Genomic DNA, 24,201 nt, shown 5'->3' with positions numbered 1-24,201 from the left:
TGCCGCATGCCCCGCCTTGCCAGCACCGCCGGTGCGTCGATTTCCGCATCGCTTGCCGCATCCGTTGCCGCGATCCTCATCGCCGGCTGCGCGGCCGTACCAAAGCCGCATGCGCCGACCCGCGCGCCATCGGCATCGCCTTCGGCGCCGACGCTGACCCCCGAAGCCGCCGCGCCGCCAAAGGCGCTGGTGATCGCCCATCGCGGCGCAAGTGCATTGCGGCCGGAACACACGCTGGCCGCCTACGCCAAGGCAATCGAGGATGGCGCCGACGTCGTCGAGCCCGACCTGGTCGCCACGCGCGACGGCGTGCTGGTGGCGCGCCACGAGAACGATATCTCCGGCACCAGCAACGTGGCCGAGCTGCCGCAGTTTGCCGAGCGAAAACGCACCAAAGTCATCGACGGCGAGCGGCTGACCGGCTGGTTCACAGAGGATTTCACGCTGGCCGAACTGAAAACGCTGCGCGCGCGCGAACGCATTCCGCGCCTGCGCCCGGCCAATGCGCGCCTGAACGACCAGTTCGAGATCCCCACCTTTGACGAGATCGTACGGCTGGTGCAGCAGGCTTCGATGCGCACGGGCAGGACCATCGGCATCTATCCCGAGCTGAAGCACCCGACGTACTTCCGCGCCATCGGCCTGCCGCTCGAAGAGAGGCTGCTGGCGGCGCTGCGGGCGCAACCGTACCTGCACCAGGCGCCGGTGTTCGTCCAGTCGTTCGAAAGCGGCAGCCTGCGTACGATGCGGCGCGCGCTGGGGCACGGCATGCCCAATGTGAAACTGGTTCAGCTCATTGGCAATCCGCGCAAGGGCCCCGCCGACTGGCGGCTGGCCGGCGACACGCGGACCTTCGCCGACATGCTGACCACGACCGGCCTGCGCGAAGTGGCGGCCTACGCCGATGGCATTGGCCCCGAGAAAGACAGCGTCGTCCCGCGCGAAGCCGATGGCGGCCTGGGCGCGCCGACCGCGCTGGTGCGCAACGCCCACGCGGCGGGCCTGCTGGTCCATCCGTACACCTTCCGGCCCGAGAACAGCTTCTTGCCGAAGGCGCTGCAAGCCGGCGGCGATGAAGCCACGCGCAGCCCCTCGGGCATGGTGCGCGAAGTGCAGGCATTCCTGGCCGCCGGCATCGACGGCTTCTTCACCGATGACCCGGCGCTTGGCCGGCGAGCTGTCGATACCGCATCAAAATGAAATCCCGTATGGCCGCTGGGCTACACTTGCGGCCACTCCAGACCCAGACTGAACCGACCCACAAGGCATCATGATCGGACGCATCGCCGGCACCCTCATCGAGAAGAATCCCCCGCATCTGCTGGTCGACTGCCATGGCGTCGGCTATGAGATCGACGTGCCGATGAGCACCTTCTACAATCTGCCCGCGACCGGGCAGCCGGTGACGCTGCTGACGCAGCTGATCGTGCGCGAGGATGCCCACCTGCTGTACGGCTTTGGCAGCGCTTCCGAGCGCAATACCTTCCGCGAGCTGATTAAGATCACCGGGATCGGCGCGCGCATGGCGCTGGCGGTGCTGTCGGGCATGTCGGTATCGGAACTGGCGCAAGCCATCACGCTGCAGGAAGCTGGCCGCCTCACACGCGTGCCGGGCATCGGCAAGAAGACCGCCGAGCGGCTGCTGCTGGAACTCAAGGGCAAGCTTGGCGCGGAGCTGGGGCATGCGCCGGGGGCGGCAGCGGTGCACGACAGCGCCGTGGACATCCTCAATGCGCTGCTGGCACTGGGCTACTCCGAAAAGGAAGCCGCGCTCGCCATCAAGCAGGTGCCGGCCGGCACCGGCGTCTCGGACGGGATCAAGCTGGCCCTCAAGGCCCTGTCCAAGGGCTGAAGCGTAGAATGGCGGCTTACTGCATTCCCCTGCCATGATTGAAACCGACAAGCTTTCCGCCCCCGACCGCGTGATCTCGGCCACGCCTGCCTCAACGCACGAGGAGGCCTTCGAGCGCGCGCTGCGGCCCAAGCTGCTCGACGAGTACGTCGGCCAGGAAAAGGTGCGCGGACAGCTCGATATCTTCATGCACGCGGCCCGCAACCGCCGCGAAGCGCTGGACCACGTGCTGCTGTTCGGCCCGCCGGGCCTGGGCAAGACCACGCTGGCCCACATCATCGCGCGCGAGATGGGCGTGAACCTGCGCCAGACCTCGGGTCCGGTGCTGGAGCGGCCCGGGGACCTGGCCGCGCTGCTGACCAACCTCGAAGCCAACGACGTGCTGTTCATCGACGAAATCCACCGGCTGTCGCCGGTCGTCGAGGAAATTCTGTATCCGGCGCTGGAGGACTACCAGATCGACATCATGATCGGCGAGGGCCCTGCCGCCCGCTCGGTCAAGCTCGACCTGCAGCCGTTCACGCTGGTGGGCGCCACCACCCGCGCGGGCATGCTGACCAACCCGCTGCGCGACCGCTTCGGCATCGTGGCGCGGCTGGAGTTCTATACGGCCGAGGAACTGGCGCGCATCGTCACGCGCTCGGCCAGCCTGTTGTCAGCGCGCATCGGTCCGCAAGGCGCGCTGGAAATCGCCCGCCGTGCACGCGGGACGCCCCGGATCGCCAACCGGCTGCTGCGCCGCGTGCGAGACTATGCCGAGGTCAAGGGCGACGGCACCATCACACGCGAAATGGCGGATGCGGCGCTGGCCATGCTCGACGTGGACCGCGTGGGCTTCGACCTGATGGACCGCAAGCTGCTCGAGGCCGTACTGCACAAGTTCGGCGGTGGTCCGGTGGGCGTCGATAACCTGGCGGCCGCCATCGGCGAGGAACGCGACACCATCGAAGATGTGCTCGAGCCCTACCTGATCCAGCAAGGCTATCTGCAGCGCACACCGCGCGGACGGGTGGCGACGGCCGCGGCCTACCGGCACTTCGGCCTGGCCACCCCTTCCGGCGATAGCACCGGCCCGCTGCTCGGCGACGCCTGACACGCTCCCGCAGCGCAGCAAACCCACGACGCCGGCGCCCTGCCGGCCGCCGCTCTGCGTCAATTAAACGTTTTCAAGCGGCGCTGCAAATTTTTTCGAAGTGGATTGCTGGCGCATGGCCGATTGTCCACAATGGCTTCAACGGTTCCCTCTGCGGTTCCCTGAAAGCCGTGCCACCGCGGCGCGGCATCCTTCGTCAAATCGTCAAGGAAAGCCATGATTCACCGCATCAGCCGTTCGCCGTCCCTGCTTGCCGCTGCCCTCGCCGCAGCGCTGTTCAGCGCCGGCAGCGCCTATGCCCAGCGCCCGCCGGCACCGGTCGGCGTTGCCGAAGAAGCAGTGATCAGCGGCAAGATCGTCGATATCGACCCGACCACCAAGGCAGTCCTGGTGCAGGGCCCCCGCGGCAATGTGGTGGAACTGGTGGGCGGCGATGAAGTCCGCAATTTCGGCCAGATCCGCAAGGGCGACATCCTGACCGTGGCTCGCGGCGCTGCCATCGTGGCCAAGCTCGAACCGGTCGACAGCAAGGCGACGGCGCTGGCCGAGTCGGTGGAGCGCACCTCGCGCGCGGCCGAAGGCGGCAAGCCCGGCATCATGCGCGAAATCACCACGACCGTGACGGCGGAAATCACCAAGATCGATCCGGCGAAGCACCTGATCACCTTCCGCGGTCCGCGCGAAACCCTGCGCACCGTCAAGGTCGAGGATCCCGCCATCGACCTCACCCAGATCAAGCGCGGCCAGATGGCCAAGATCGTCTACCGAGAAGTCGTGGCCATTACGGTTAAGGCCCCGGCTGCAGCGGCAGAAAACTGACCCGGTGTGCCGGGCGCGGTACTTTTCCCATCAGGAGGTTACCTATGAATCGACGCCATTTTGTTACCCGGGTTGCCGGATCAGGCCTGCTTGTCGCCACCGTCTTTGCCGCGGGATGCACGACCACGGGCACCAGCGCATCCACCGATCCCACAGCGAAGAAGAAGGAAATCGATTCAGGTGTCGATGGCGCGCTGATCAAGCTGTTTTCGTCGGTGAACGGTTCGCGCGAGCTGGCCGCGCGTGCCCAGGGTATCCTGGTCTTCCCCCGCGTCATCTCGGCTGGTCTTGTGGTCGGTGCCGAGTACGGCGAGGGCGCGCTGCGCTCCAAAGGCTCGACCGTGGGCTACTACAAGACGACGCATGCCTCGTTCGGCCTGACCGCTGGCGGGCAGTCCAAGTCGGAGATCATCATGTTCATGACGCCGGAGGCCTACAACAAGTTCGTCAGCAGCAGCGGCTGGACAGCCGGTGCCGATGCGAACGTGGCGCTGGCCAAGGTTGGCGCCAACGGCCAGCTCGATACCCTGACCAGCCAGCAGCCCGTGGTCGGTTTCGTGCAGACCAATGCCGGCCTGATGTTCGATGTCTCGCTGAACGGCGCCAAGATCAGCAAGCTCGATATCTGAAACAGCGCCTGGGCGGCATGGTCGCCCAAGCTCCCTTGCATGGCGCGAAAATCCCGGCTCCGGCCGGGATTTCTTTTTTTTGCCATGCAGCACCGAGGAGTCCCGGCTGGCATAATCGCGCGAAAAACCTCGTGCGCGGAGCCAGCGCGCCACCAAAACGGGAATCCCCATGTCCGCCATACCTGCCGCCCCCGCCTATTCCGGACGCGTCTACCGGTACTACGACTTCGTCATGGCGGCCTTCGTCACCGTCCTGCTGTGCTCCAACCTGATCGGCGCAGCCAAGGCCGCGCAGGTGACGCTGCCCGTGATCGGCCCGGTGGCCTTCGGCGCCGGCGTGCTGTTCTTTCCGATCTCCTACATCTTCGGCGATGTCCTGACCGAGGTGTACGGCTATGGCCGCGACCGCCGGGCGGTGTGGGCCGGATTCGCGGCGCTGGCCTTTGCCACCTTCATGAGCCTGGTGGTGCTGCGCATGCCGGTGGCACCGTTCATGGCGGACTATCAGAAAAGCCTGGAAGACGTGTTCGGCAACACCTGGCGGATCGCCTTCGGCTCGCTGATCGCCTTCTGCTGCGGCAGCTTTACCAACAGCTATGTGCTGGCCAGGATGAAGCTGTGGACCGCGGGGCGCTGGCTGTGGACCCGCACCATCGGCTCGACGCTCGCCGGCGAACTGGTCGATTCCTCACTGTTCTATGTGATCGCCTTCTACGGCATCTGGCCGCTGGAGAAGGTCGTGCAGGTCGCGATTGCCCAGTACTTCCTGAAGACCGGCTGGGAAGTCGTGATGACGCCCGTGACCTACAAGGTGGTGGCGTTCCTCAAGCGCGCCGAGAACGAGGACTGGTACGACCGCAATACCGATTTCACGCCATTCCGGCTGCGCGTGTAAGGCGCCGGGCCCGCCGGCAGTTTCAGGGAACGCGCCGGTCGACCTCGTCCAGGGCCAGCGACTCCAGGTGAGTCACATCGCCCCACTGCGCCAGGGTCAGCCGGTGGCTGTCACTGCGCAGGCGGTTGATGCTGGCATTGAGCAATTCATGCTCGCGCGGCGCCTCCAGTGTCATGCCCGTCGCTTCCCGGTACAGGCAGTCCAGCACGCCACCGTGCGCCACCAGCGCGATCCGCTCGCCTGGATGCCGGCGCGAGAGAAACAGCGCGATATCGACCGCCCGTTCATGGAAACCGGCCAGCGACTCGCCCTGGTCCGGCGCGTAATCGGGCACACGCGCCTGCCAACGGGCAAAGTCTTCCGGCAACTGCTCCGCCACCTCGGCGTAGGTCTTGCCCTGCAGCGTGCCGTAGCTGCGCTCGCGCAGGCGCGGCTCGGGCCTGACCTTGAGCCCGAGCGATTCGGCCAGCGGCGTCGCGGTCTGCATGGCGCGTGAGAGGTCGCTCGAGTAGACCGCATCGATCGGCTCGCCCGCCAGCGCCGCCGCAAGGGCGCGCGCCTGGGCGCGGCCGGTCTCGTTCAGCGGAATGTCGAGCTGGCCTTGCAGCCGCCGCTCCCGGTTCCAGGCCGTCTCGCCATGACGGATCACGATCAGGTGGGTGAAGGCCAGCGAATGCGGCCCGGAGCTTAGCGACATGCCCTTTCCTTGCGCCTTATCTGGACAGGTTGGGATTGAGCGTATAGGTGCCGGTCAGGCTGGCCTGCGCCAGGATGTGACCCTCGATCGCCTCGCGCACCTGCGCGCCTGTGAACGTGCCCTCCACCGGCAGCCGCTCGATATCCAGCGCATAGATGGTGAACACGTAATGGTGCAACAGCGTATCGTTCCATGGCGGGCAGGGACCGTCGTAGCCGTAGTAGTCGCCCTTCATGTCCGGATCGTTGGCAAACCAGCCGGTGTAGTCGTTGGTGCCGTGGCGCAGGCCGCCCGCCGTGGCGGTGCCGCCGACAGCGTCGGGGCCGGGCTTGCCGCGTGCGATGACGCCATCACTGTGCGAGCCGGCGGAGATCGTCGTCAGGCCCTGCGGAATATCGACCAGCACCCAGTGGAAGAAGTCCACGCGCGGCAGCGAAGCCGGCACCTCGCGGCCCTCCTGGTTCACGTCGTCGCCCTTGCTCGGGACATCGCGATCGTGGCAGATCAGCACGAAGGAACGCGTCTCGACCGGGGCGTCTTCCCAGTGCAGGTCGGGATTGCGGTTGTTCGACAGGGCCACGTGGGCGGCGGCGTCCGGCACGCAAAAAGCGAACTCGCCCGGAATCGGCGCGTTGTCGTTGAAGGACTTGCTCCAGAGTTTCATTTGTCTCTCCTTGTCTGGTGGCGCCGCACCGGGCGCGGCGCCACTGAATTCCTGTCAGGCCGATCCTGCCGGCGGCACGCGCAGCCAGAACGTCACCGGGCCGTCATTGGTCAGGCTCACCTGCATCATGGCTCCGAACTCGCCGGTCTGCACGTGCGGATGCGCGGCACGGGCCCGGTCCACGAAATACTCGTAGAGGCGTCGTCCGTCCTCGGACGACGCCGCCGGAGTGAAGCTGGGCCGCGTACCGCTGTTGGTATCGGCCGCCAGCGTGAACTGGGACACCACCAGCAGGCCGCCGGCATTGCCGTTGCCGTCCATATTCTGCACCGGCAGGTTCATCTTGCCGGCCGCGTCCGAAAACACGCGGTACGACAGCATCTTGGCGAGCAGGCGCTCCGCCTGGGCCTCGCTGTCGCCGCGCTCGGCACAGACCAGCGCCAGCAGTCCGGCGCCGATTTCACCGGTGGTGCGGCCCTCGACCGTGACCCGGGCCTGCGCGACCCGCTGGATCAGCGCGATCATCCCTGCCGCCTCAGGCCAGCGTGACGCGCGCGAAGCGGCGCTTGCCCACCTGCACCACATAGGTGCCGGCCGCGACCTTGGTCGACTTGTCGCTGACCGTGGTGCCATCGATCTTCACGCCGCCCTGCTCGATATTGCGGTTGGCTTCCGAGGTAGACGGCACCAGGTTGGCCTGCTTGAGCAGCTGGGCGATGCCCAGCGGCGCGCCTTCGAGGCTCACCGCCGGAATATCGTCCGGCACGCCGCCGCGGGCGCGGTGATTGAAGTCTTCCAGCGCTTTTTCGGCATCTGCCGCACTGTGAAAGCGCGTGACGATTTCCTGCGCCAGCATCACCTTGCAGTCGCGCGGGTTGCGGCCCAGCGCCACTTCCTGCTTCATCAGGTCGATCTCGCTCATCGGGCGGAACGACAGCAGCGTGTAGTACTGCCACATCAGGTCGTCCGAGATGCTCATCAGCTTGCCGAACATTTCGTTGGGCGCCTCGGTCACGCCGACGTAATTGCCCTTGGACTTCGACATCTTCTCGACGCCGTCCAGGCCCACCAGCAGCGGCATGGTCAGAATGCACTGCGGCTCCTGGCCGTATTCCTTCTGCAGCTCGCGCCCGACCAGCAGGTTGAATTTCTGGTCGGTGCCGCCCAGCTCGATATCCGCCTTCAGCGCGACCGAATCGTAGCCCTGCATCAGCGGATAAAGGAACTCATGGACCGAAATCGGAATCCCAGACCGGAACCGCTTGGTGAAGTCGTCGCGCTCCATCATCCGGGCCACGGTGTACTTGGCCGCCAGCTGGATCATGCCGCGCGCGCCAAGCGGATCGCTCCACTCGCTGTTGTAGCGGATCTCGGTCCTGGCCGGGTCGAGCACCAGGCTGGCCTGGCGGTAGTAGGTCTGGGCGTTGGCCTCGATCTGCTCGCGCGTCAGCGGCGGGCGGGTGGCATTGCGGCCGGACGGATCGCCAATGGTCGAGGTGAAGTCGCCGATCAGGAAAATCACCTGGTGGCCCAGATCCTGCAACTGGCGCAGCTTGTTCAGGACCACGGTATGGCCGATGTGGATGTCAGGGGCAGTCGGATCCAGGCCGAGCTTGATGCGCAAGGGCACGCCGGTGGCTTCGCTGCGGGCCAGCTTCTGCAGCCATTCGGATTCGATCAGGAGTTCGTCGCAGCCGCGCTTGGATACCTCCAGGGCATGCATCACCGACGGCGTGAGAGGGTATTTGGCCGCGGGGCCCGAGGAAACTTCAGTCATGACGTAAGTCTTTGAAAAACATGGAAATTTAGGAAAATTCCCGACAGCGGCTGGCGCCGGATTTTGCTATAATCCGCGCTTCCTGGCCGCCAGCGGAATCTATCCTGTGCGCCACCCGCCACTTCAGGCGGCAAATAATGATGAATTGCCCGCGCCGCACCTCGGGGGAGGAAGGCAGACGACACACATCGTCGCGGCAGCGGTGCCCGAACCAAGGTTGAATTTTACGTGATGTGGTCAAGACTCCGCGAAGTTTTCGCGCGCGAGCTGGTGGTTCTCGTCGACCCGACCAACCCCCAGCATGCACGACGACGCAAGCAACTGACAGCTTCCGTCGGCGCGATTTTCACGCTCGGCATGGCCGCTGCGATGGGCGTTGCGCCCCGCACCGCCTATGACGACCCGCAAGCGCCGCGCCTGCAGGAATCCCTGCGCATGCCCGATGTGCGCGCGCAACTCGAACAACTGACCGATGCCGAAGCCGTCTACGTGCGCGAAGAGCGCATGCAGCGCGGCGACACCATCGCCACGCTGCTGCGGCGGCTCGGTGTAGACGATCCCGACGCCCAGGCCTTCATCGTCAAGAACCCCACCGCGCGCGGCCTGTTCAATCTCAATCCCGGCCAGGCTGTCCAGGCCGAGATCGACGAAAGCAACATGCTGGTGTCGCTGCAGGCCAACCTCGGTGGCGACGCGGCATCTTCGCGCGAGCTCGTGATCGAGCGCGTCGAGCCCGCCAGCCCGAACGGCAGCACCAGCTACAAGGCACGCGTGCAGAGCGTGGAGAACGACCTGCGCTATGAAATGGCGTCGGGCGCGATTTCCGCCGGCGGCTTCTTCAAGGCCATGGACGCGGCCAGCGTGCCGGATGAAGTGGTCCAGCAGATGATCTCGATCTTCTCCGGCGTGATCGACTTCCATCACGACATCGCCAACGGCGACCGCTTCCGCATCATCTACGAAGCCGGTTTCCGCGATGGCGACTTCGTACGAAACGGGCGCGTGGTGGCCGTGGAACTGATCAACCGCAACCAGCTGCACCAGGCGCTGTGGTTCGCGCCGGATGGCAGCAAGGACGGTGCCTACTACACCTTCGACGGGCGCAGCATGAAGCGTCCGTTCCTGCGTTCGCCGGTGGAGTTCTCACGCGTGTCGTCGGGCTTCGGTGGCCGCGAGCACCCGCTGCACAACTACTGGGCGCAGCACAAGGGCGTGGACTTTGCCGCGCCGACCGGCACCAAGGTATTCGCCACCGGAGACGGCGTGGTCGAGTTCGTCGGCCAGCAGAACGGCTACGGCAATATCGTCATCCTGAACCACGCCAACGGCTACTCGACCTACTACGCGCACCTGTCCGGCTTTGCCGGCATGCAACAGGGCCAGCGCGTGTCGCAGGGCCAGGTGATCGGCTACGTCGGCCAGACCGGCTGGGCAACCGGGCCGCATCTGCACTATGAGTTCCGCTTCAATGACGTGCCGCAGAACCCGCTCACCATCACGCTGATGGAAGCGCCTACGCTGACCGGCAAGGCGCGCCAGGAATTCCTGGGCTACACCAGCGAAATGCTGAGCCGCATCAACGCGCTGCGCACCTACAACGTCCTGACCGCCGCCAACTGATCCGGCCGCCAATGACCCTGCCCTCCGATCGTTTTATCGGCATCATGTCTGGCACCAGCATGGATGGTGCCGATGCCGTCCTGGTGGATTTCGGAGGGCCGCGCCCGGTCGTGCTGGCCGCCGCGCACCAGCCGTTCCCGGCATCGCTGCGGGAAGACTTTGGCAAATTGCAGCAGCCCGGCGAGGACGAGATCCATCGCGAGGCACTGGCGGCCAATGCGCTCGCGCGTGTCTACGCGGAAAGCGTGGCCACTTTGCTGCGCGATGCGGGCCTGGGCGCGGAGCAGGTTGCCGCGATCGGCGCGCATGGTCAGACCATCCGGCACCGTCCAAGGCTTTACGACGGCATCGGCTACACGCGGCAGAGCCAGCATCCCGCATTGCTGGCCGAACTGAGCGGCATCGACGTGGTGGCCGACTTTCGCAGCCGCGATGTGGCGGCGGGCGGCCAGGGCGCGCCGCTGGTGCCGGCGCTGCATCAGGCACTGTTCGGCGACGCGGACGAAACGCGCGTTGCCTGCAATATCGGCGGCATTTCCAATATCAGTGTGCTACCGGCCAACGGCCGCCCGGTGACCGGCTTTGACTGCGGCCCGGGCAACGCGCTGCTCGACTACTGGATCGCGCGCCATCGCGGCCTGCCCTTCGACAGCAACGGCGACTGGGCCGCCAGCGGCACGGTCGACGAAGCGCTGCTCGCGCATTGCCTGTCAGAGCCCTATTTCGACGCGCCGCCTCCCAAGAGCACCGGCCGCGACCTGTTCCACGCCGGCTGGCTGGAAGCCCGTCTCGCGCCCTTCCACAGCCGCGCGCTCGCACCGGCCGATGTGCAGGCCACCCTGGCCGCGCTGACGGCCGAAGCCATCGCGCGCGACGTCAGGACGCATGCGCCTGACGCCCGCCGGCTGATCGTCTGCGGCGGCGGCGCCCGCAACGCCTATGTCATGGCGCGCCTGGCGCTGGCACTGCCCGGCGTAGCCGTGCAGACCTCGGACGACTACGGCGTGCCGGTCTCGCAGGTCGAAGGCATCGCGTTCGCCTGGCTGGCTCGCCAATGCCTGCTGCGCGCCCCGGGCAATGTGCCCACCGTCACCGGCGCCGCCGGACCGCGCGTGCTGGGCGCCATCTACCCCCGCTGAAACGGATCGTCGACAAGCGCTGATCGCCGGCCTGGTTCAGGCCGGCTCGGCGTGACCTGCCTCGCAAACCCACTTCACGAAGGCCTGCGCCAGCGGCGACGCGCGCATGGCCTGTGAACGCGCCAGCACGACCCGCTGCGGCGTCACGGGCTCGCGCAGCGGGCGGCAGGCAATCGGAAGGCCGTCGTAGCTGTGATCCCCCGCCGGCCGCGTGCACGACAGCGCCACCCCGTAGCCATGTGCCACCAGCCCACGCTGCATCTCGAAGGTCTGGGTGTACTGGTGTAGTTGCGGGTGCAACCCATGTGCCCAGAACAGTGACAGGAAGTATTCGCGCGTCTGGGCGATGTCCTCGAGGATCAGGCGTTCCTGCGCCAGCGCAGCGAGGCTCACGTCCGACTGGTTGGCCAGAGCGTGATCGGCCGGCAGCAGCGCATAAGGCGGGAGTTGCGCCAGCGTCCAGCGCTCGACGCGCTGGTCGAAGCCGAGATCGTAAGTCAGTGCCAGCTCTGCCTTTCCCACATTGAGCGTGCGGTGCACCGTGGCCAGGTCGGCTTCGAACAGCGTCACCGATACGCCCGGATGGCGCTCCCGGAAACCGGCCAGCAGCCGGGGGACATAGTAGGGCCCCAGATCCTGGAAGCAGGTCAGCGACAGCTGCCCGCTCAGCCCGCGCTGCCCGCCCTCGTCGACGGTAATGCCAGCAGCAAGCGCCAGGATGTCCCGCGCCTGGCCCAGCAAGCGCTGCCCGGCTGGCGTGAGTTCCAGGCCCCGGCTCACCTGGCGGCGGAACAGCGGCTCGCCCAGTGTCTCCTCGAGCTGCGCGATGGCGGTCGATACCGAAGGCTGCGAAACGTGGCGCGCGCGTGCGGCGGCGCTGATGCTGCCGTGCTCGGCGGCCGCGACGAAGTATTCGAGCTGTCGGAACGAGAAGGCGATCATGATTTCCTATACTACAGCATAGGAAATATATGCTTTTCCTATTGCCCTGCGACACCGATACTGGCGCCATTCCCAATACCAGAGCATTCGCCATGGAAATCACCGCAGCACAGATCGAGACTTACCAGCGTGACGGCGTACTGGTCCTGCGCGGCGCGTTCACCGGCTGGGTCGAACGGCTGCGCGAAGGTTTCGAACAGAACCTGGCCGAACCCGGGCCGTTCGCCATCGAGAACGTGCGCAACGGCGAAAGCGGCCGATTCTTTGAGGATTTCTGCAACTGGCAGCGAATCGCGCCGTTCGACGCCTTCATCCGCCACTCGCCCGCTGCGGCCATCGCCGGACGCATCATGCAGTCGGGAGCCGTGCAGGTCTTCCACGAACACATCCTCGTCAAGGAACCGGGCACGGCCAAGCCCACGCCGTGGCACCAGGACCTGCCCTACTACTGCGTGGATGGCCTGCAGACGGCGAGCTACTGGATTCCGCTCGACCCTGTCACGCATGCCAACACGCTGCGCGTCGTGGCGGGCTCCCATCACTGGCCGAAGCTGGTTCGCCCAAAGCGCTGGGCCAGCAATGAGAACTTCTACGGCGGCGACGATGCCTTCATGGAGATGCCGGACGTGGAGGACGGCAGCCACACCATCCTGGCGCCAGAGCTTGAGCCGGGCGATGCCGTCGTGTTCGACTTCCGCACCGTGCACGGCGCCGCGGGCAATACCGGCACCAGCCGGCGCCGCGCGTTTTCGGCGCGCTTCCTGGGCGACGATGTGCGATATATGGAACGCCCCGGGCGCACCTCCCCGCCCTTCCCCGGCATCAATCAGCGAACAGGGGAACGGCTGCGGGAGGACTGGTTCCCGGTGGTCTGGGAGGCGTCGCGAAAATAAAAAAAGCGCACCGGGCGGTACGCCTTCTTCTGGTGAAACTGGCGGATCAGACCGAGAACGACGAGCCGCAACCGCAGGTGGTGGTTGCGTTCGGATTCTTGATCACGAACTGGGCGCCGTTGATGTCTTCCTTGTAGTCGATCTCTGCGCCGACCAGGTACTGGTAGCTCATCGAATCGATCAGCAGGGTGACACCGTTCTTGACCATCGTGGTGTCGTCTTCATTCACTTCCTCGTCGAAAGTGAAACCGTACTGGAAGCCGGAGCAGCCGCCGCCCTGCACGAACACGCGCAGTTTCAGTTCGGCATTGCCCTCTTCCTCGATCAACTGCTTGACCTTGTCGGCGGCGCTGTCGGTAAAGACGAACGGTGCCGGCACGTCCTCGGTGACGGGTGCCTCTGCGACTGCGTTCATGGGAAGTTCTCCTGTTTAGATACCACTGTATTCTAAGCGCTACTGGGAAATCGTGCCGAAACCCCGTATTTTCAAGGGCTTCTGCGTTCAATTTCTGTGGCGTTCAGGCCGCCTTTTCCGCAGGACTGCCGCTTTCGGCGTCAACGGTCTCTCCGAAGGGCACCTCCGCGACGGCACTTTCCGGCCGTTCCACGCTTTCGGCCACCATGAGATTCGGGAGCGCCTTGATCTCTGCCTGCCCAAGCGGCACGAGGCGGCCTTCGACCAGCGCACCCTGATGCATCTCCAGCGCTGCATAGTGCACCTCGCCCAGCACGCGGGCGTGAGGCTGCAGTTCCAGCAGATCGCCGGCATGAACCGGGCCTTTTACCGTGCCGTTCAGGATCAGGTGACCGACTGTGATCTCTCCCTCGACCATGCCTTTTTCGCTGATGACCAGCATGCTCGGCTTGCCGGCCACGGCATGGATATTGCCGCGCACGCGCCCGTCCAGGCGCAGCCCGCCGGAGAAGACGATGTTGCCGTCAATGGCGGTGTCTTCGCCGATCAGCGTATCGATCGAAAGTCCCTTCTTCTTGGAAAATAGCATCTCACTCTCCTCTTTCGTTCGTCCCGGACACTCTATGCCCTGCAAAAGTGTTCATCTGGCGACATGGCCGAGATTGTATCCGCGGGCCGCGCAATATACCCCACAAAAGTATGGCAAGCGGCATCGTCTTTTCCGTCGAACAGCCATTTTTCCCGGCGCACCGACGAAAAAAAACCGCACGACAGGCGTGCGGTTTTTCCGGCTTCGCATGATCCGGCAGGGCCGGACCAGCGAAAACGCATCAGCGCTTCGAGAACTGCTTGCGACGACGCGCCTTGTGGAAGCCGACCTTCTTACGTTCGACTTCACGTGCATCGCGCGTGACGTAGCCAGCCTTCGACAGGGCCGACTTCAGGGTCGCATCGTAGTCGATCAGGGCACGGGTGATGCCGTGGCGCACTGCGCCGGCCTGGCCCGTTTCACCACCGCCGGTCACGTTGACCTTGATGTCGAACGTTTCGCCGTGGGCGGTCAGTTCCAGGGGCTGGCGCACGATCATCAGCGAGGTTTCGCGAGCGAAATACTCTTTGATGGGCTTGCCGTTGACGACGATGTCGCCCTTGCCCGACTTGATGAAGACACGAGCCACAGCGCTCTTGCGGCGGCCAGTACCGTAATTCCAGTTACCGATCATGGATTGGCCTCCTTAGATTTCCAGCGCCTTGGGCTGCTGCGCTTCGTGCGGATGCTCGGCTTCGGCGTAAACCTTCAGCTTCTTGATCATCGCATAGCCCAGCGGACCCTTCGGCAGCATGCCCTTCACAGCTTTTTCCAGGGCGCGGCCCGGGAAACGCTGCTGCATCTTGCCGAACGTCGTTTCGTAGATACCGCCCGGGTAGCCCGAATGGCGATAGTACTTCTTGTCCGTTTCCTTGGTACCCGTGACACGCAGCTTGGCTGCATTGACGATGATGATGTAATCACCCGTGTCGACGTGCGGAGTGAATTCCGGCTTGTGCTTGCCGCGCAGACGGCGTGCCACTTCGCTGGCGACACGGCCGAGGACTTTGTCCGTCGCGTCAATCACGTACCAGTCGCGCTTTACCTCATGAGGCTTGGCGGAAAAGGTCTTCATGATTTTTCCTGACTATTAGAGACTGCCCGAAACCTGACTCGCGAAGGCTTGTATTCGCCCCTGCAAGTCTTGTGGCCGATCCTTTGGACCTGACCCTCCTGCTTGTATTTGCAGGCTCTCCCTGACTTCTTCTTCCGCGGGCATGACGGAAAAGCCTGCGATTATACTTCTGCCAGACACACCGGCACAAGCAAAGTCTGGCAATTCCGTCAAGATTGTGGCAGCGCTACGCCGGGCCGGCGCCGCTTGCTTCACTTCCTGGCGGGCGAGCGGGTAACAGGGGCGAAAAAAAACCCAAGCCGGTTGAGGCCTGGGTTCGAATCCACCAAAGGAGGAGGGTGGAGGAGACACTTGGAGATCGACGGGGCGTATTGCTTGCGGTGCGGAGGGCTTGGCCTCGGGCTTCGCTTTCGCACTCTGGCGCGCTGTCAGCGCCGTCGTTCAATGATTCAAATTATACATGGGGTAATCCCTGATGCAAGGGAAATCTGCAGTGCGAAATGCAATTTCGTATTATGGAAAGAAAAATGCTCTGCCGCCCGCAGCATCTTCTTGTTTAAAAACAAAGAGATAGTGTTAGGTCATGGCTACCGCAAGCTTGACAAACTAGAGGAAACCCTCAGTTTCCATAGGGATATCGGCACGCCAAAGCCAAACTTGACGATGCCATATACTAAGAATTGCAAGATTCGAGATCACTCGCTTGTGATCGGATACACACAAACACGAACGACAGGAACGAACAAAATGGAATGCAATGTGACATGGATGGGCGCCGAAGGCATGAGCTTTGTCGCCCAGACCGGCAGCGGCCACATCGTCGCGATGGACGGCGCGCCGGAGGGCGGTGGCCACAACCTGGCGCCGCGGCCGATGGAAATGGTCCTGCTGGGTACCGGCGGCTGCACCGCCTATGACGTGGTGCTGATCCTCAAGCGCGGACGCCAGGACGTGCGCGGCTGCAGCGTGAAGCTTGAAGCCGAGCGCGCCAGCGAGGACCCGAAGGTCTTCACCCGCATCAACTTCCATTTCGTGGTGACCGGCAGCAATCTAAACCCCGCCACCGTGGAGCGCGCCATCAAGCTGTCGCACGAGAAGTACTGCTCGGCCTCGATCATGCTGGCCAAGACCGCCGAGATCACGCACACGCTGGAAATCGTCGAAGGCTGAGGCAGGACGGATGCCCGCGCCGTGGCCCTTGCCAGGCCGGGTCATCCTGAAGAAGAAGCAAAGCAGGCCGATAAGCCGGATTCTGTGCACGCCGCCCGCCTTGCGGCCGACAGCGCGTGACAACCATTCCTCTAGGCCGGCTGTTACCAGCCGGCTCCAGCTCCCTACCCGCAGACTCAGCGGGCCGCTTCATCGCCTGCCTATTTGGGATTGCTCCAGGTGGAGGTTACCGCGTTTCACCCTTCCCGCCAGGCGAACCCGGCGGCAAGACTCGTCTCTGTGGCCCTATTCCGCACGTTGCCGTGGATGGCTGTTAGCCAACACCCTGCCCTGTGGAGTCCGGACTTTCCTCCCCTTGCACCTTGCGATGCAAGCAGCGGTTGTCTGGCCTGCTTTGCGGCCCGCAGTCTAACACCGTTGCGGGGTTACGGTCAGCCGGGGGGCAGGTCGCGGCGGCGGCCCAGGCGAAAGACGGTGGTATCGGCATAGAAGCCTGCGTCGGCATTCTCCGCACACCAGCCGGGAATCCCCATCACGGGCAGCGGCGCGAAGCTGCGCCCGCCCTTCAAGGCGTCCCGTTCTGCCGCGGCGAGCAGGGACGCAGCCAGCCGTTCATCCAGTTCCGGCAATGCCGCCTGCTGTGCATATGGCGCGAATGGCAATGTCCAGGCGTGCGCCGTCACGGACTTGTAGGGCCGCACCAGCTTCTCGAGCAGCGCATGCCCGAACGGAACAATGGCGCAGTCACGGCCCCAGGCCGCGCGGGCATTGACGAACAACTGCTGCCAGGCAAACCCCGTCAGCGCCGACGCCAACCCACGATCCGCGCTCAGGAACAGCACGGCGTTCTCGTCGAACAGCGTTGCCGCATCGCGCACGCCGCCGCGGCCGGCGCGCACGCCTTCGCGGTCGATCACTTCTGCCTGGATGCGGTTGAGTTGCCGCTTGGTGTGCGGGAAGAGGAGCCACACCAGCGCGTTAAAGAAATCGTGGAGATTGTCCCGGGTCGGGACCACGCCGGCGGCAAAGATGTGCGCCTCGTAGGCGACGCCGTCGGGCAGCGCATCCTGCGCGATAAACCGTAGCGGCTGGCCGCGCGCATTGCGCAAATCGCGGCCGGCGGCGAGTTCGTCGAGAATCGCCCGGAGGTCCGCGCCGCCGCGCACGGCAGTCGCGAGCGCGGCCCCGGGTTCAGCGAAAGGCCGAAACCAGGGCCGCGACCAATCGATCTCAGCCAGTGAAGCGGCGAACGCGTCGTCCGCCGCCGGCGCCGGAGCCGGAGCCGCCAAGGCTCTGGATCAGCGCGCTTTCCAGCGCAGCGTTTCGCCGCCGCGCAGCGGCACCAGCGTGGTGTCGCCGTACGGCAGTTCGGCTGGCAGCTGCCAGTCTTCGCGTTCCAGCGTCAGCGTGCCGGCATTGCGCGGCAGGCCGTAGAAGGCCGGCCCGTTGAAGCTGGCGAACGCCTCCAGCTTGTCGAGCGCGCCGGCGGCATCGAAGGCTTCGGCGTACAGCTCCATCGCGTGCAGCGCGGTGTAGCAACCGGCGCAGCCGCAGGCATGCTCCTTCAGGCCGCGTGCGTGCGGCGCGCTGTCGGTGCCGAGGAAGAAACGCGCGCTGCCGGAGGTGGCGGCGGCAACCAGGGCCTCGCGGTGGGTCTCGCGCTTGAGCACCGGCAGGCAGTAGTAATGCGGGCGAATGCCGCCGGTAAAGATGGCGTTACGGTTGTACAGCAGGTGATGGGCGGTGATGGTGGCGCCGACCGGGCCGCTCGCTTCGCGCACGTACTCGGCCGCGTCCTTGGTGGTGATGTGCTCGAACACTACCTTCAGCTCCGGGAAATCACGGCGCAGTGGCGTCATCACGCGGTCGATGAAGACGGCTTCGCGGTCAAAGATGTCGATGCTGGCGTCGGTCACCTCGCCGTGCACTTGCAGCGGCATGCCCACGCGCTGCATGGCTTCCAGCGCCGCGCTGCAGCGGCGGATATCGGTCACGCCGGCATCGCTGTTGGTGGTGGCGCCCGCCGGATACAGCTTGACGCCATGCACGAAGCCGCTCGCCCTGGCCGCAATGATTTCCTCGGCCGTAGTGTTGTCGGTCAGGTACAGCGTCATCAGCGGCTCGAACTGCATGCCGGCCGGCAGCGCCGCCAGGATGCGGGCGCGATAGGCCTGGGCCTGTTCCACCGTGGTCACGGGCGGCTTCAGGTTCGGCATGATGATGGCGCGGGCGAACTGGCGGGCGGTATCGGGCAGTACGGCGGCAAGTGCCGCGCCATCGCGCAGGTGGAGGTGCCAGTCGTCCGGGCGGGTGATGGTGAGCTTTTGGGTCATGGCTTGCTTGGCCTGCCGCCACAAGCGGCGGCGGGCATTGGTAGGTTTAGAGAATCAGGATGGCGCGGTAGTCGTTCACATTGGTGCGCGTCGGTCCGGTCACGACCAGGTCGCCGATGGCATCGAACAGGCCCCAGGCATCGTGCGCGTCGAGCTGGCGACGCGCCGGCACGCCGGCAGCTTCGGCCCGAGCCAGCGTGGTCGGATCAGCCAGCGCACCCGCGTTGTCTTCCGAGCCGTCGATGCCATCGGTATCGGCGGCGATGGCATGGACGCCGTCCATGCCCGCCAGTTCGATCGCCAGCGAGAGCAGGAATTCCGAGCACCGCCCTCCCCTGGCCTTTCCGGCACTGCCGGTCGGCAATGTGACCGTGCATTCGCCACCCGAAATCAGCGCGACGGGCGCGGCAAACGGCACATTGTACGCGCGAATTTCGCGCACCAGCGCCGCGTAGACGCGCGCGACCTCCTGTGCTTCGCCCGTCACGGTATCGCCCAGCACCACCGGCGTGATCCCGCGTGCACGGAACAGCTCGGCGGCGGCTTCGAGACTGCCGTGGGCGGTTGCGATCATGCGGTTGTCTACGCGGTCGAACAACGGATCGCCCGGCTTGGGCGTCTCCGCTACCTCGCCGCGCGCGCCGCGCTCGAGGTGCGATTGCACGCTGGCCGGCACGGCGGCGCCATGGCGGCGCAGGATGTCGAGCGCATCGGCATAGGTGCTGGGATCGGCCACGGTCGGCCCGGACGCAATCGCGCTGGGGTCGTCGCCCGCCACGTCCGAAACGATCAGCGTGGTCACCGGCGCACGGCTGGCCTGCGCGAGCCGGCCGCCCTGGATGCGCGAAATGTGCTTGCGCACGATGTTCATCCCGGTGATCGGGGCGCCACAGCGCAGCAGCTCCTTCGTGGTGGCCTTGAGATCGGCCATGGGGATGCCCTCGGCCGGCAGCGACAACAGGCTCGAACCGCCGCCCGAAACCAGCACGAGCAGGCGATCCTGCGGCGTCAGCGCCTGCACGCGCGCAAGGATGTCAGCCGCCGCCTGCTCGCCCGCCTCGTCGGGAACCGGATGGCCGGCCTCGATCACCCGCACGTGTTCGGTCGGCAGGCCGTGGGCATAGCGCGTGACGACCAGCCCTTCCACATCCGCCTTGCCGGCGTAGGCGCGCTCCACGGCCGCAGCCATCGACGCCGCCGCCTTGCCGGCCCCGACCACCAGCGTGCGGCCGCCGGTCTGCGGCGGCGGCAGGTGCTGCGCGACGATCCTGAGCGGATCGGCCGCCGCCACGGCGGCATGAAAACTGTCCAGCAGCAGCGCGCGCGGATCTCCGCTGAATGTGACGGTGCTCACAGCGCCTCCGCAATCGCGCGGCCGAGATCGGCGGTTCCGGCCTTGCCGCCGATGTCGCGCGTCAGCGGCGCGTGCGCCGGGCCGGCCGCGAGCACCTTCTCGATCGCGGCGAGCACGGCGGCGCCGGCTTCCGCGTGGCCAAGATGCTCCAGCATCATGGCGCCACACCAGATCTGCCCGATCGGATTGGCGACGCCGCGCCCGGCGATGTCCGGCGCCGAGCCGTGCACCGGCTCGAACAGGCTCGGGAAGGTGCGGTCAGGATTGATGTTGCCCGACGGGGCAATGCCGATGGTACCGGTGCAGGCCGGGCCCAGGTCCGACAGGATGTCGCCGAACAGGTTGCTGGCCACCACCACGTCGAACCAGTCGGGATGCTGCACGAAGTGCGCGGTCAGGATATCGATGTGGTACTTGTCGACCTTCAGGCCGGGATAGTTGGCCGCCATCGCCTCGACCCGCTCGTCCCAGTACGGCATGGTGATCGAAATGCCGTTCGACTTTGTCGCCGAGGTCAGGTGCTTCTTCGGTCGCTTCTGCGCCAGCTCGAACGCGAACTTGAGAATACGGTCCACGCCGGTACGGCTCATCACGGTTTCCTGCACCACGATCTCGCGCTCGGTGCCCGGGAACATGCGTCCGCCGATGCTGGAATACTCGCCCTCGGTGTTTTCGCGAACCACGTAGAAATCGATGTCGCCAGGCTTGCGGTCCGCCAGCGGGCTCTTGATGCCGGGCATCAGACGCACCGGGCGCAGGTTCACGTACTGGTCGAATGAGCGGCGGAACTGGAGCAGCGAGCCCCACAGGGAGACGTGGTCGGGCACGGCGTCGGGCCAGCCCACCGCGCCGAAGTAGATGGCGTCGTATTTCACCAGCGTGTCGAACCAGTCGTCCGGCAGCATCTTGCCGTGACGGGCGTAGTAGTCGCAGCTGGAGAAATCGAAGTGATCCCACTGGAAATCGATGCCGAAGCGGCGCGCGGCGGCATCCATGACGCGAATGCCTTCGGGCATCACTTCCGTGCCGATTCCGTCTCCGGGAATCACGGCGATCTTGTATTGGCTCATAGTTCTGGAGAGGTTCGTGCAGGATGACCGGGGCGCGCTTGGCAGCGGCCCGTACGCGCGGGATAATGTCTGCATTCTATTGCAAAGCGGCAGCCCGCTGCCGACCGGTGCCCCGCCATGTGCCAGCTGCTAGGCATGAACTGCGCCACGCCGACCGACGTGACGTTCTCCTTCACCGGCTTCGCCGCCCGCGGCGGCCTGACCGACCATCACGCCGACGGCTTCGGCGTGGCGTTCTTCGAGGACAAGGCCTGCCGCCTGTTCATCGACAACCAGTCCGCCGGCACCTCGCCCGTAGCGGATCTGATCAAGCGCTACCCGATCAAGTCGAAGAACGTCATCTCGCATATCCGCAAGGCCACGCAGGGCACGGTGCTGCTGGAGAACTGCCACCCGTTCATGCGCGAACTGTGGGGCCGGCACTGGATCTTTGCCCACAACGGCGACCTGAAAGGCTTCGCCCCCTACCTGTCCGGCGTCTACCAGCCGGTGGGCGACACCGACAGCGAACTCGCCTTCTGCACGCTGATGCAGGGACTGCGCAAGCGCTTTCCCGGCTCGCAGCCACCGCTGAACGAGCTGGGCCATGCACTGGCCGACATCACGCGCGAAATCACGCTGCACGGCGTCTTCAATTTCCTGCTCTGCAACGGCCAGGCCCTGTTTGCGCACTGCTCCACGCACCTGTATTACCTGGTGCGCCAGTGGCCGTTCTCCACCGCGCACCTGATCGACGCCGACCTGTCGATCGACTTCGCCCAGGTCACCACACCCGACGACCGCGTCGCCGTCATCGCCACCCAACCGTTGACCGACAACGAAACCTGGACGCGCTTCGCGCCGGGCGAGCTGATCATGTTCGAGGACGGCCGGCCCACCATGACGCTGACCGTGCCGATCCCGCCGGAAGTGCAGGCCAAGAACGCGGCCAATACCGCCTGCACCTGACAGCGCGGATCGCTGCCTTGACGAAAAAGGGACGCCGCAGCGTCCCTTTTTCGTTGGCCGGCCCAGGTTGTCAGTGATGCAGGATCTTCGACAGGAACTGGCGCGCGCGCTCTGAGCGGGCTTCGATATTGCCGAAGAACTCTTCCTTGTCGCAGTCCTCGACGATCTTGCCCTGGTCCATGAAGATCACGCGGTTGGCCACCTTGCGAGCGAAACCCATTTCGTGGGTCACGCACATCATGGTCATGCCTTCCTGCGCCAGCTGCACCATCACGTCCAGCACTTCGTTGACCATTTCGGGGTCAAGCGCGGAGGTCGGTTCGTCGAACAGCATGCAGATGGGATCCATCGACAGCGCGCGTGCAATCGCCACGCGCTGCTGCTGGCCGCCCGACAGCTGGCCGGGGAACTTGGCCGCCTGGCTCTTTAAGCCCACGCGCTCCAGGTACTTCAGGCCCTTGGCGGTCGCCTCTTCCTTCGAGCGGCCGAGCACCTTCATCTGGGCGATGGTCAGGTTCTCGGTGATCGACAGGTGCGGGAACAGTTCGAAGTTCTGGAACACCATGCCCACGCGCGAGCGCAGCTTGGGCAGGTTGGTCTTGGGATTGCCCACGGAGGTGCCGTCGACCAGGATGTCGCCCTTCTGGAACGGCTCCAGCGCGTTCACGGTCTTGATCAGCGTGGACTTGCCCGAGCCCGACGGGCCGCACACCACCACCACCTCGCCCTTGGCTACCTTGGTGGTGCAGTCGGTCAGCACCTGGAAGGCGCCGTACCACTTGGAGACATTGTTGATTTCGATCATACAGCCACCTTTTTCTGGTAACGCTTGACCAGCAACGAAGCGGAGAAGCAGATAACAAAGTACACGAAGCCGGCGAACAGCAGCATTTCCACGATGCGGCCGTCACGCTCGCCGACGCCGTAGGCCTGGCCAAAGAAGTCGGCCAGCGCGCTCACGTAGACCAGCGACGTATCCTGGAACAGGATGATGCCCTGGGTCAGCAGCAGCGGCACCATGTTGCGGAACGCCTGCGGCAGGATCACCAGCCGCATCGACTGGCCGTAAGTCATGCCCATGGCCTGGGCGGCGAACATCTGGCCGCGCGACACGCTCTGGATACCCGCGCGGATGATTTCGGAGTAGTACGCCGCCTCGAACAAGGCAAACGCAATCAGCGCCGACGTCATGCGCAGGTCGGACGCGGGCGACAGATTGAACGTGCTTTGCAGCAGCTGCGGAATGATCAGGAAGAACCACAGCAGCACCATGACCAGCGGAATGGAGCGGAAGATGGTCACGTACCCCTGCGCAAACCAGTTGAGCGGCTTGATGGACGACAGTCGCATCATCGCGAGGATGGTGCCCCAGACGATGCCGACGATCACCGCGGTAACGGTGATCTTGAGCGAAACCAGCATCCCTTCGCCCAGTACGTCGAGGGTGGCGGAATTGATGGAGCTGAAATCAAAGTGATATGCCATGACGCCCCCTTACTTGCCGCCGATGAAGCCGGGCACGCGGGTGCGGCCCTCGACCCAGCGCATGATCAGCATCACCGTCACGTTGATCAGCGCGTACATCAGCGTGACCGCAATGAACGATTCATACGGTCGCGCCGTGTAGTCCACCAACTGGCGGCCCTGGGCCGCCAGTTCCAGCAGGCCGATGGTCGACGCCACCGCGGAATTCTTGAAGATGTTCAGGAATTCCGAAGTAAGCGGCGGCACGATGACCCGGAAAGCCACCGGCAGCAGTATGTAGCGATACGTCTGCGCCAGCGTGAGACCCATTGCCAGGCCGGCGTTCTTCTGGCCGCGCGCCAGCGAGTTGATCCCCGAGCGCACCTGTTCGCAGACCCGTGCCGCGGTGAAGGTGCCCAGGCACAGCATCGCCGCCAGGAACTGCTGGGCGAACGGGTTCATCTGCTTGATCGCTTCGCCGCCGGGCAGCAGCTCGGGCGCGACGAAATACCAGATGAACAGCTGCACCAGCAGCGGGATATTCCGGAACACCTCGACATACGTCGCGGCAAGTCCCGAAAGCCATTTGTTTGGCACGGTGCGCAGCACGCCAAGCACCGTGCCGATGATCAGGGCAATGATCCAGGACGAAAGCCCGAGAGCGAGCGTGACCTTGAGGCCGGAAATCATCCAGTCCAGGTAGGTCTCGTTCTGGGCGGCCTGTTCGAGGAATACTCCCCAATGCCACGTGTAGTTCATGATG

The 24,201-nt window shown here is 65.1% G+C and carries 27 protein-coding genes and 1 other RNA gene; 11 read left to right on the top strand and 17 right to left on the bottom strand.

Going from position 1 to position 24,201, the window contains the following annotated elements; all coding sequences use genetic code 11:
* Window positions 1-6: 6 nt before the first annotated feature.
* From RM96_RS24965 to RM96_RS24940, 6 genes are all read left to right on the top strand, one after another.
* Window positions 7-1,200 (top strand): glycerophosphodiester phosphodiesterase, encoded by a 1,194-nt coding sequence (locus RM96_RS24965; RefSeq protein ID WP_052279728.1) that lies wholly within the window; start codon window positions 7-9, stop codon window positions 1,198-1,200.
* A gap of 70 nt (window positions 1,201-1,270) precedes the next feature.
* Window positions 1,271-1,852, top strand: a complete 582-nt coding sequence (ruvA, locus tag RM96_RS24960) for a Holliday junction branch migration protein RuvA (protein ID WP_039014412.1) — start codon at window positions 1,271-1,273, stop codon at window positions 1,850-1,852.
* Between the two features lie 34 nt (window positions 1,853-1,886).
* The gene (gene ruvB, locus RM96_RS24955; protein ID WP_039014411.1) at window positions 1,887-2,945 is read left to right on the top strand and encodes a Holliday junction branch migration DNA helicase RuvB; all 1,059 of its coding nucleotides are present in this window, start codon (window positions 1,887-1,889) and stop codon (window positions 2,943-2,945) included.
* Window positions 2,946-3,161: 216 nt separating this feature from the next.
* A complete protein-coding gene (locus tag RM96_RS24950) occupies window positions 3,162-3,764 on the top strand; it encodes a hypothetical protein (RefSeq protein WP_039014410.1) in 603 nt (200 codons plus the stop codon).
* Window positions 3,765-3,808: 44 nt separating this feature from the next.
* Window positions 3,809-4,393, top strand: a complete 585-nt coding sequence (locus RM96_RS24945) for a BPSL1445 family SYLF domain-containing lipoprotein (protein ID WP_039014409.1) — start codon at window positions 3,809-3,811, stop codon at window positions 4,391-4,393.
* Between the two features lie 169 nt (window positions 4,394-4,562).
* Window positions 4,563-5,288 (top strand): queuosine precursor transporter, encoded by a 726-nt coding sequence (locus RM96_RS24940; protein ID WP_039014408.1) that lies wholly within the window; start codon window positions 4,563-4,565, stop codon window positions 5,286-5,288.
* 22 nt (window positions 5,289-5,310) lie between these two features.
* On the opposite strand, the gene RM96_RS24935 is transcribed toward RM96_RS24940, so the two are convergent.
* The 4 genes from RM96_RS24935 to tyrS are packed head-to-tail and all read right to left on the bottom strand — an operon-like array spanning window position 5,311 to window position 8,426.
* Entirely contained in the window at window positions 5,311-5,985 is a 675-nt protein-coding gene (locus RM96_RS24935; RefSeq protein WP_039014407.1) for a histidine phosphatase family protein, read from the bottom strand.
* Between the two features lie 16 nt (window positions 5,986-6,001).
* Window positions 6,002-6,649: a YbhB/YbcL family Raf kinase inhibitor-like protein gene (locus RM96_RS24930; RefSeq protein ID WP_039014406.1), complete on the bottom strand. Its 648-nt coding sequence runs from the start codon at window positions 6,647-6,649 to the stop codon at window positions 6,002-6,004.
* A 54-nt stretch (window positions 6,650-6,703) separates the two neighbouring features.
* The gene (gene dtd, locus RM96_RS24925) at window positions 6,704-7,174 is read right to left on the bottom strand and encodes a D-aminoacyl-tRNA deacylase (protein WP_039014405.1); all 471 of its coding nucleotides are present in this window, start codon (window positions 7,172-7,174) and stop codon (window positions 6,704-6,706) included.
* Between the two features lie 10 nt (window positions 7,175-7,184).
* Window positions 7,185-8,426: a tyrosine--tRNA ligase gene (tyrS, locus tag RM96_RS24920; protein WP_039014404.1), complete on the bottom strand. Its 1,242-nt coding sequence runs from the start codon at window positions 8,424-8,426 to the stop codon at window positions 7,185-7,187.
* A 231-nt stretch (window positions 8,427-8,657) separates the two neighbouring features.
* Here tyrS and RM96_RS24915 point away from each other — a divergent pair, with 231 nt between their 5' ends.
* Window positions 8,658-10,046, top strand: coding sequence for a M23 family metallopeptidase (locus tag RM96_RS24915; protein WP_039014403.1), 1,389 nt, complete (start codon window positions 8,658-8,660; stop codon window positions 10,044-10,046).
* A gap of 11 nt (window positions 10,047-10,057) precedes the next feature.
* Window positions 10,058-11,185, top strand: a complete 1,128-nt coding sequence (locus RM96_RS24910; RefSeq protein ID WP_039014402.1) for an anhydro-N-acetylmuramic acid kinase — start codon at window positions 10,058-10,060, stop codon at window positions 11,183-11,185.
* Between the two features lie 36 nt (window positions 11,186-11,221).
* On the opposite strand, the gene RM96_RS24905 is transcribed toward RM96_RS24910, so the two are convergent.
* Window positions 11,222-12,127: a LysR family transcriptional regulator gene (locus tag RM96_RS24905; protein ID WP_039014401.1), complete on the bottom strand. Its 906-nt coding sequence runs from the start codon at window positions 12,125-12,127 to the stop codon at window positions 11,222-11,224.
* Window positions 12,128-12,219: 92 nt separating this feature from the next.
* Between RM96_RS24905 and RM96_RS24900 the strand changes: the two genes are divergently transcribed.
* The gene (locus tag RM96_RS24900) at window positions 12,220-13,020 is read left to right on the top strand and encodes a phytanoyl-CoA dioxygenase family protein (RefSeq protein ID WP_039014572.1); all 801 of its coding nucleotides are present in this window, start codon (window positions 12,220-12,222) and stop codon (window positions 13,018-13,020) included.
* 46 nt (window positions 13,021-13,066) lie between these two features.
* Here RM96_RS24900 and erpA read toward each other — a convergent pair whose 3' ends face one another.
* The 4 genes from erpA to rplM form a co-directional block, all read right to left on the bottom strand.
* On the bottom strand, window positions 13,067-13,435 hold the full coding sequence (gene erpA, locus RM96_RS24895; RefSeq protein WP_039014400.1) for an iron-sulfur cluster insertion protein ErpA: 369 nt from the start codon (window positions 13,433-13,435) through the stop codon (window positions 13,067-13,069).
* Between the two features lie 103 nt (window positions 13,436-13,538).
* Window positions 13,539-14,024 (bottom strand): bactofilin family protein, encoded by a 486-nt coding sequence (locus tag RM96_RS24890; protein WP_039014399.1) that lies wholly within the window; start codon window positions 14,022-14,024, stop codon window positions 13,539-13,541.
* A gap of 241 nt (window positions 14,025-14,265) precedes the next feature.
* Window positions 14,266-14,658, bottom strand: coding sequence for a 30S ribosomal protein S9 (gene rpsI / locus RM96_RS24885; RefSeq protein ID WP_018312775.1), 393 nt, complete (start codon window positions 14,656-14,658; stop codon window positions 14,266-14,268).
* A gap of 12 nt (window positions 14,659-14,670) precedes the next feature.
* Window positions 14,671-15,099, bottom strand: coding sequence for a 50S ribosomal protein L13 (rplM, locus tag RM96_RS24880; protein ID WP_010813907.1), 429 nt, complete (start codon window positions 15,097-15,099; stop codon window positions 14,671-14,673).
* A gap of 747 nt (window positions 15,100-15,846) precedes the next feature.
* On the opposite strand from rplM, the gene RM96_RS24875 reads away from it, so the two are divergent.
* The gene (locus RM96_RS24875; protein ID WP_039014398.1) at window positions 15,847-16,269 is read left to right on the top strand and encodes an OsmC family protein; all 423 of its coding nucleotides are present in this window, start codon (window positions 15,847-15,849) and stop codon (window positions 16,267-16,269) included.
* A 55-nt stretch (window positions 16,270-16,324) separates the two neighbouring features.
* Here the strand turns inward: RM96_RS24875 and rnpB are convergent.
* The 5 genes from rnpB to RM96_RS24855 form a co-directional block, all read right to left on the bottom strand.
* Window positions 16,325-16,665: RNase P RNA component class A (gene rnpB, locus RM96_RS36450), an RNA gene on the bottom strand.
* A gap of 35 nt (window positions 16,666-16,700) precedes the next feature.
* Window positions 16,701-17,558, bottom strand: coding sequence for a DUF3025 domain-containing protein (locus tag RM96_RS24870; RefSeq protein ID WP_052279727.1), 858 nt, complete (start codon window positions 17,556-17,558; stop codon window positions 16,701-16,703).
* Between the two features lie 9 nt (window positions 17,559-17,567).
* Window positions 17,568-18,602, bottom strand: coding sequence for a dihydroorotase (pyrC, locus tag RM96_RS24865; protein ID WP_039014397.1), 1,035 nt, complete (start codon window positions 18,600-18,602; stop codon window positions 17,568-17,570).
* Between the two features lie 46 nt (window positions 18,603-18,648).
* On the bottom strand, window positions 18,649-19,956 hold the full coding sequence (locus tag RM96_RS24860; RefSeq protein ID WP_039014396.1) for a glycerate kinase type-2 family protein: 1,308 nt from the start codon (window positions 19,954-19,956) through the stop codon (window positions 18,649-18,651).
* Window positions 19,953-21,026 (bottom strand): tartrate dehydrogenase, encoded by a 1,074-nt coding sequence (locus tag RM96_RS24855; RefSeq protein WP_039014395.1) that lies wholly within the window; start codon window positions 21,024-21,026, stop codon window positions 19,953-19,955. The genes RM96_RS24860 and RM96_RS24855 overlap by 4 nt, the downstream gene beginning before the upstream one ends.
* Window positions 21,027-21,143: 117 nt before the next feature.
* Between RM96_RS24855 and RM96_RS24850 the strand changes: the two genes are divergently transcribed.
* Complete coding sequence (locus tag RM96_RS24850; protein ID WP_039014394.1) at window positions 21,144-21,974, top strand: class II glutamine amidotransferase; 831 nt, start codon at window positions 21,144-21,146, stop codon at window positions 21,972-21,974.
* A gap of 70 nt (window positions 21,975-22,044) precedes the next feature.
* Here the strand turns inward: RM96_RS24850 and RM96_RS24845 are convergent, their stop codons facing one another.
* Genes RM96_RS24845 through RM96_RS24835 form a run of 3 tightly spaced genes read right to left on the bottom strand, consistent with a single transcriptional unit; the run spans window position 22,045 to window position 24,197 of the window.
* Entirely contained in the window at window positions 22,045-22,779 is a 735-nt protein-coding gene (locus RM96_RS24845) for an amino acid ABC transporter ATP-binding protein (protein ID WP_039014393.1), read from the bottom strand.
* Window positions 22,776-23,459 (bottom strand): glutamate/aspartate ABC transporter permease GltK, encoded by a 684-nt coding sequence (gene gltK, locus RM96_RS24840; RefSeq protein WP_039014392.1) that lies wholly within the window; start codon window positions 23,457-23,459, stop codon window positions 22,776-22,778. The genes RM96_RS24845 and gltK overlap by 4 nt, the downstream gene beginning before the upstream one ends.
* Before the next feature lie 9 nt (window positions 23,460-23,468).
* Entirely contained in the window at window positions 23,469-24,197 is a 729-nt protein-coding gene (locus RM96_RS24835; RefSeq protein ID WP_039014391.1) for an amino acid ABC transporter permease, read from the bottom strand.
* Window positions 24,198-24,201 lie beyond the last annotated feature (4 nt).

This window comes from Cupriavidus sp. IDO, from assembly GCF_000812465.1.
Classification (GTDB): Bacteria; Pseudomonadota; Gammaproteobacteria; order Burkholderiales; family Burkholderiaceae; genus Cupriavidus.
Note: the sequence above shows the minus strand (reverse complement) of the source record. Positions and strands in the feature narration are given on the sequence as shown.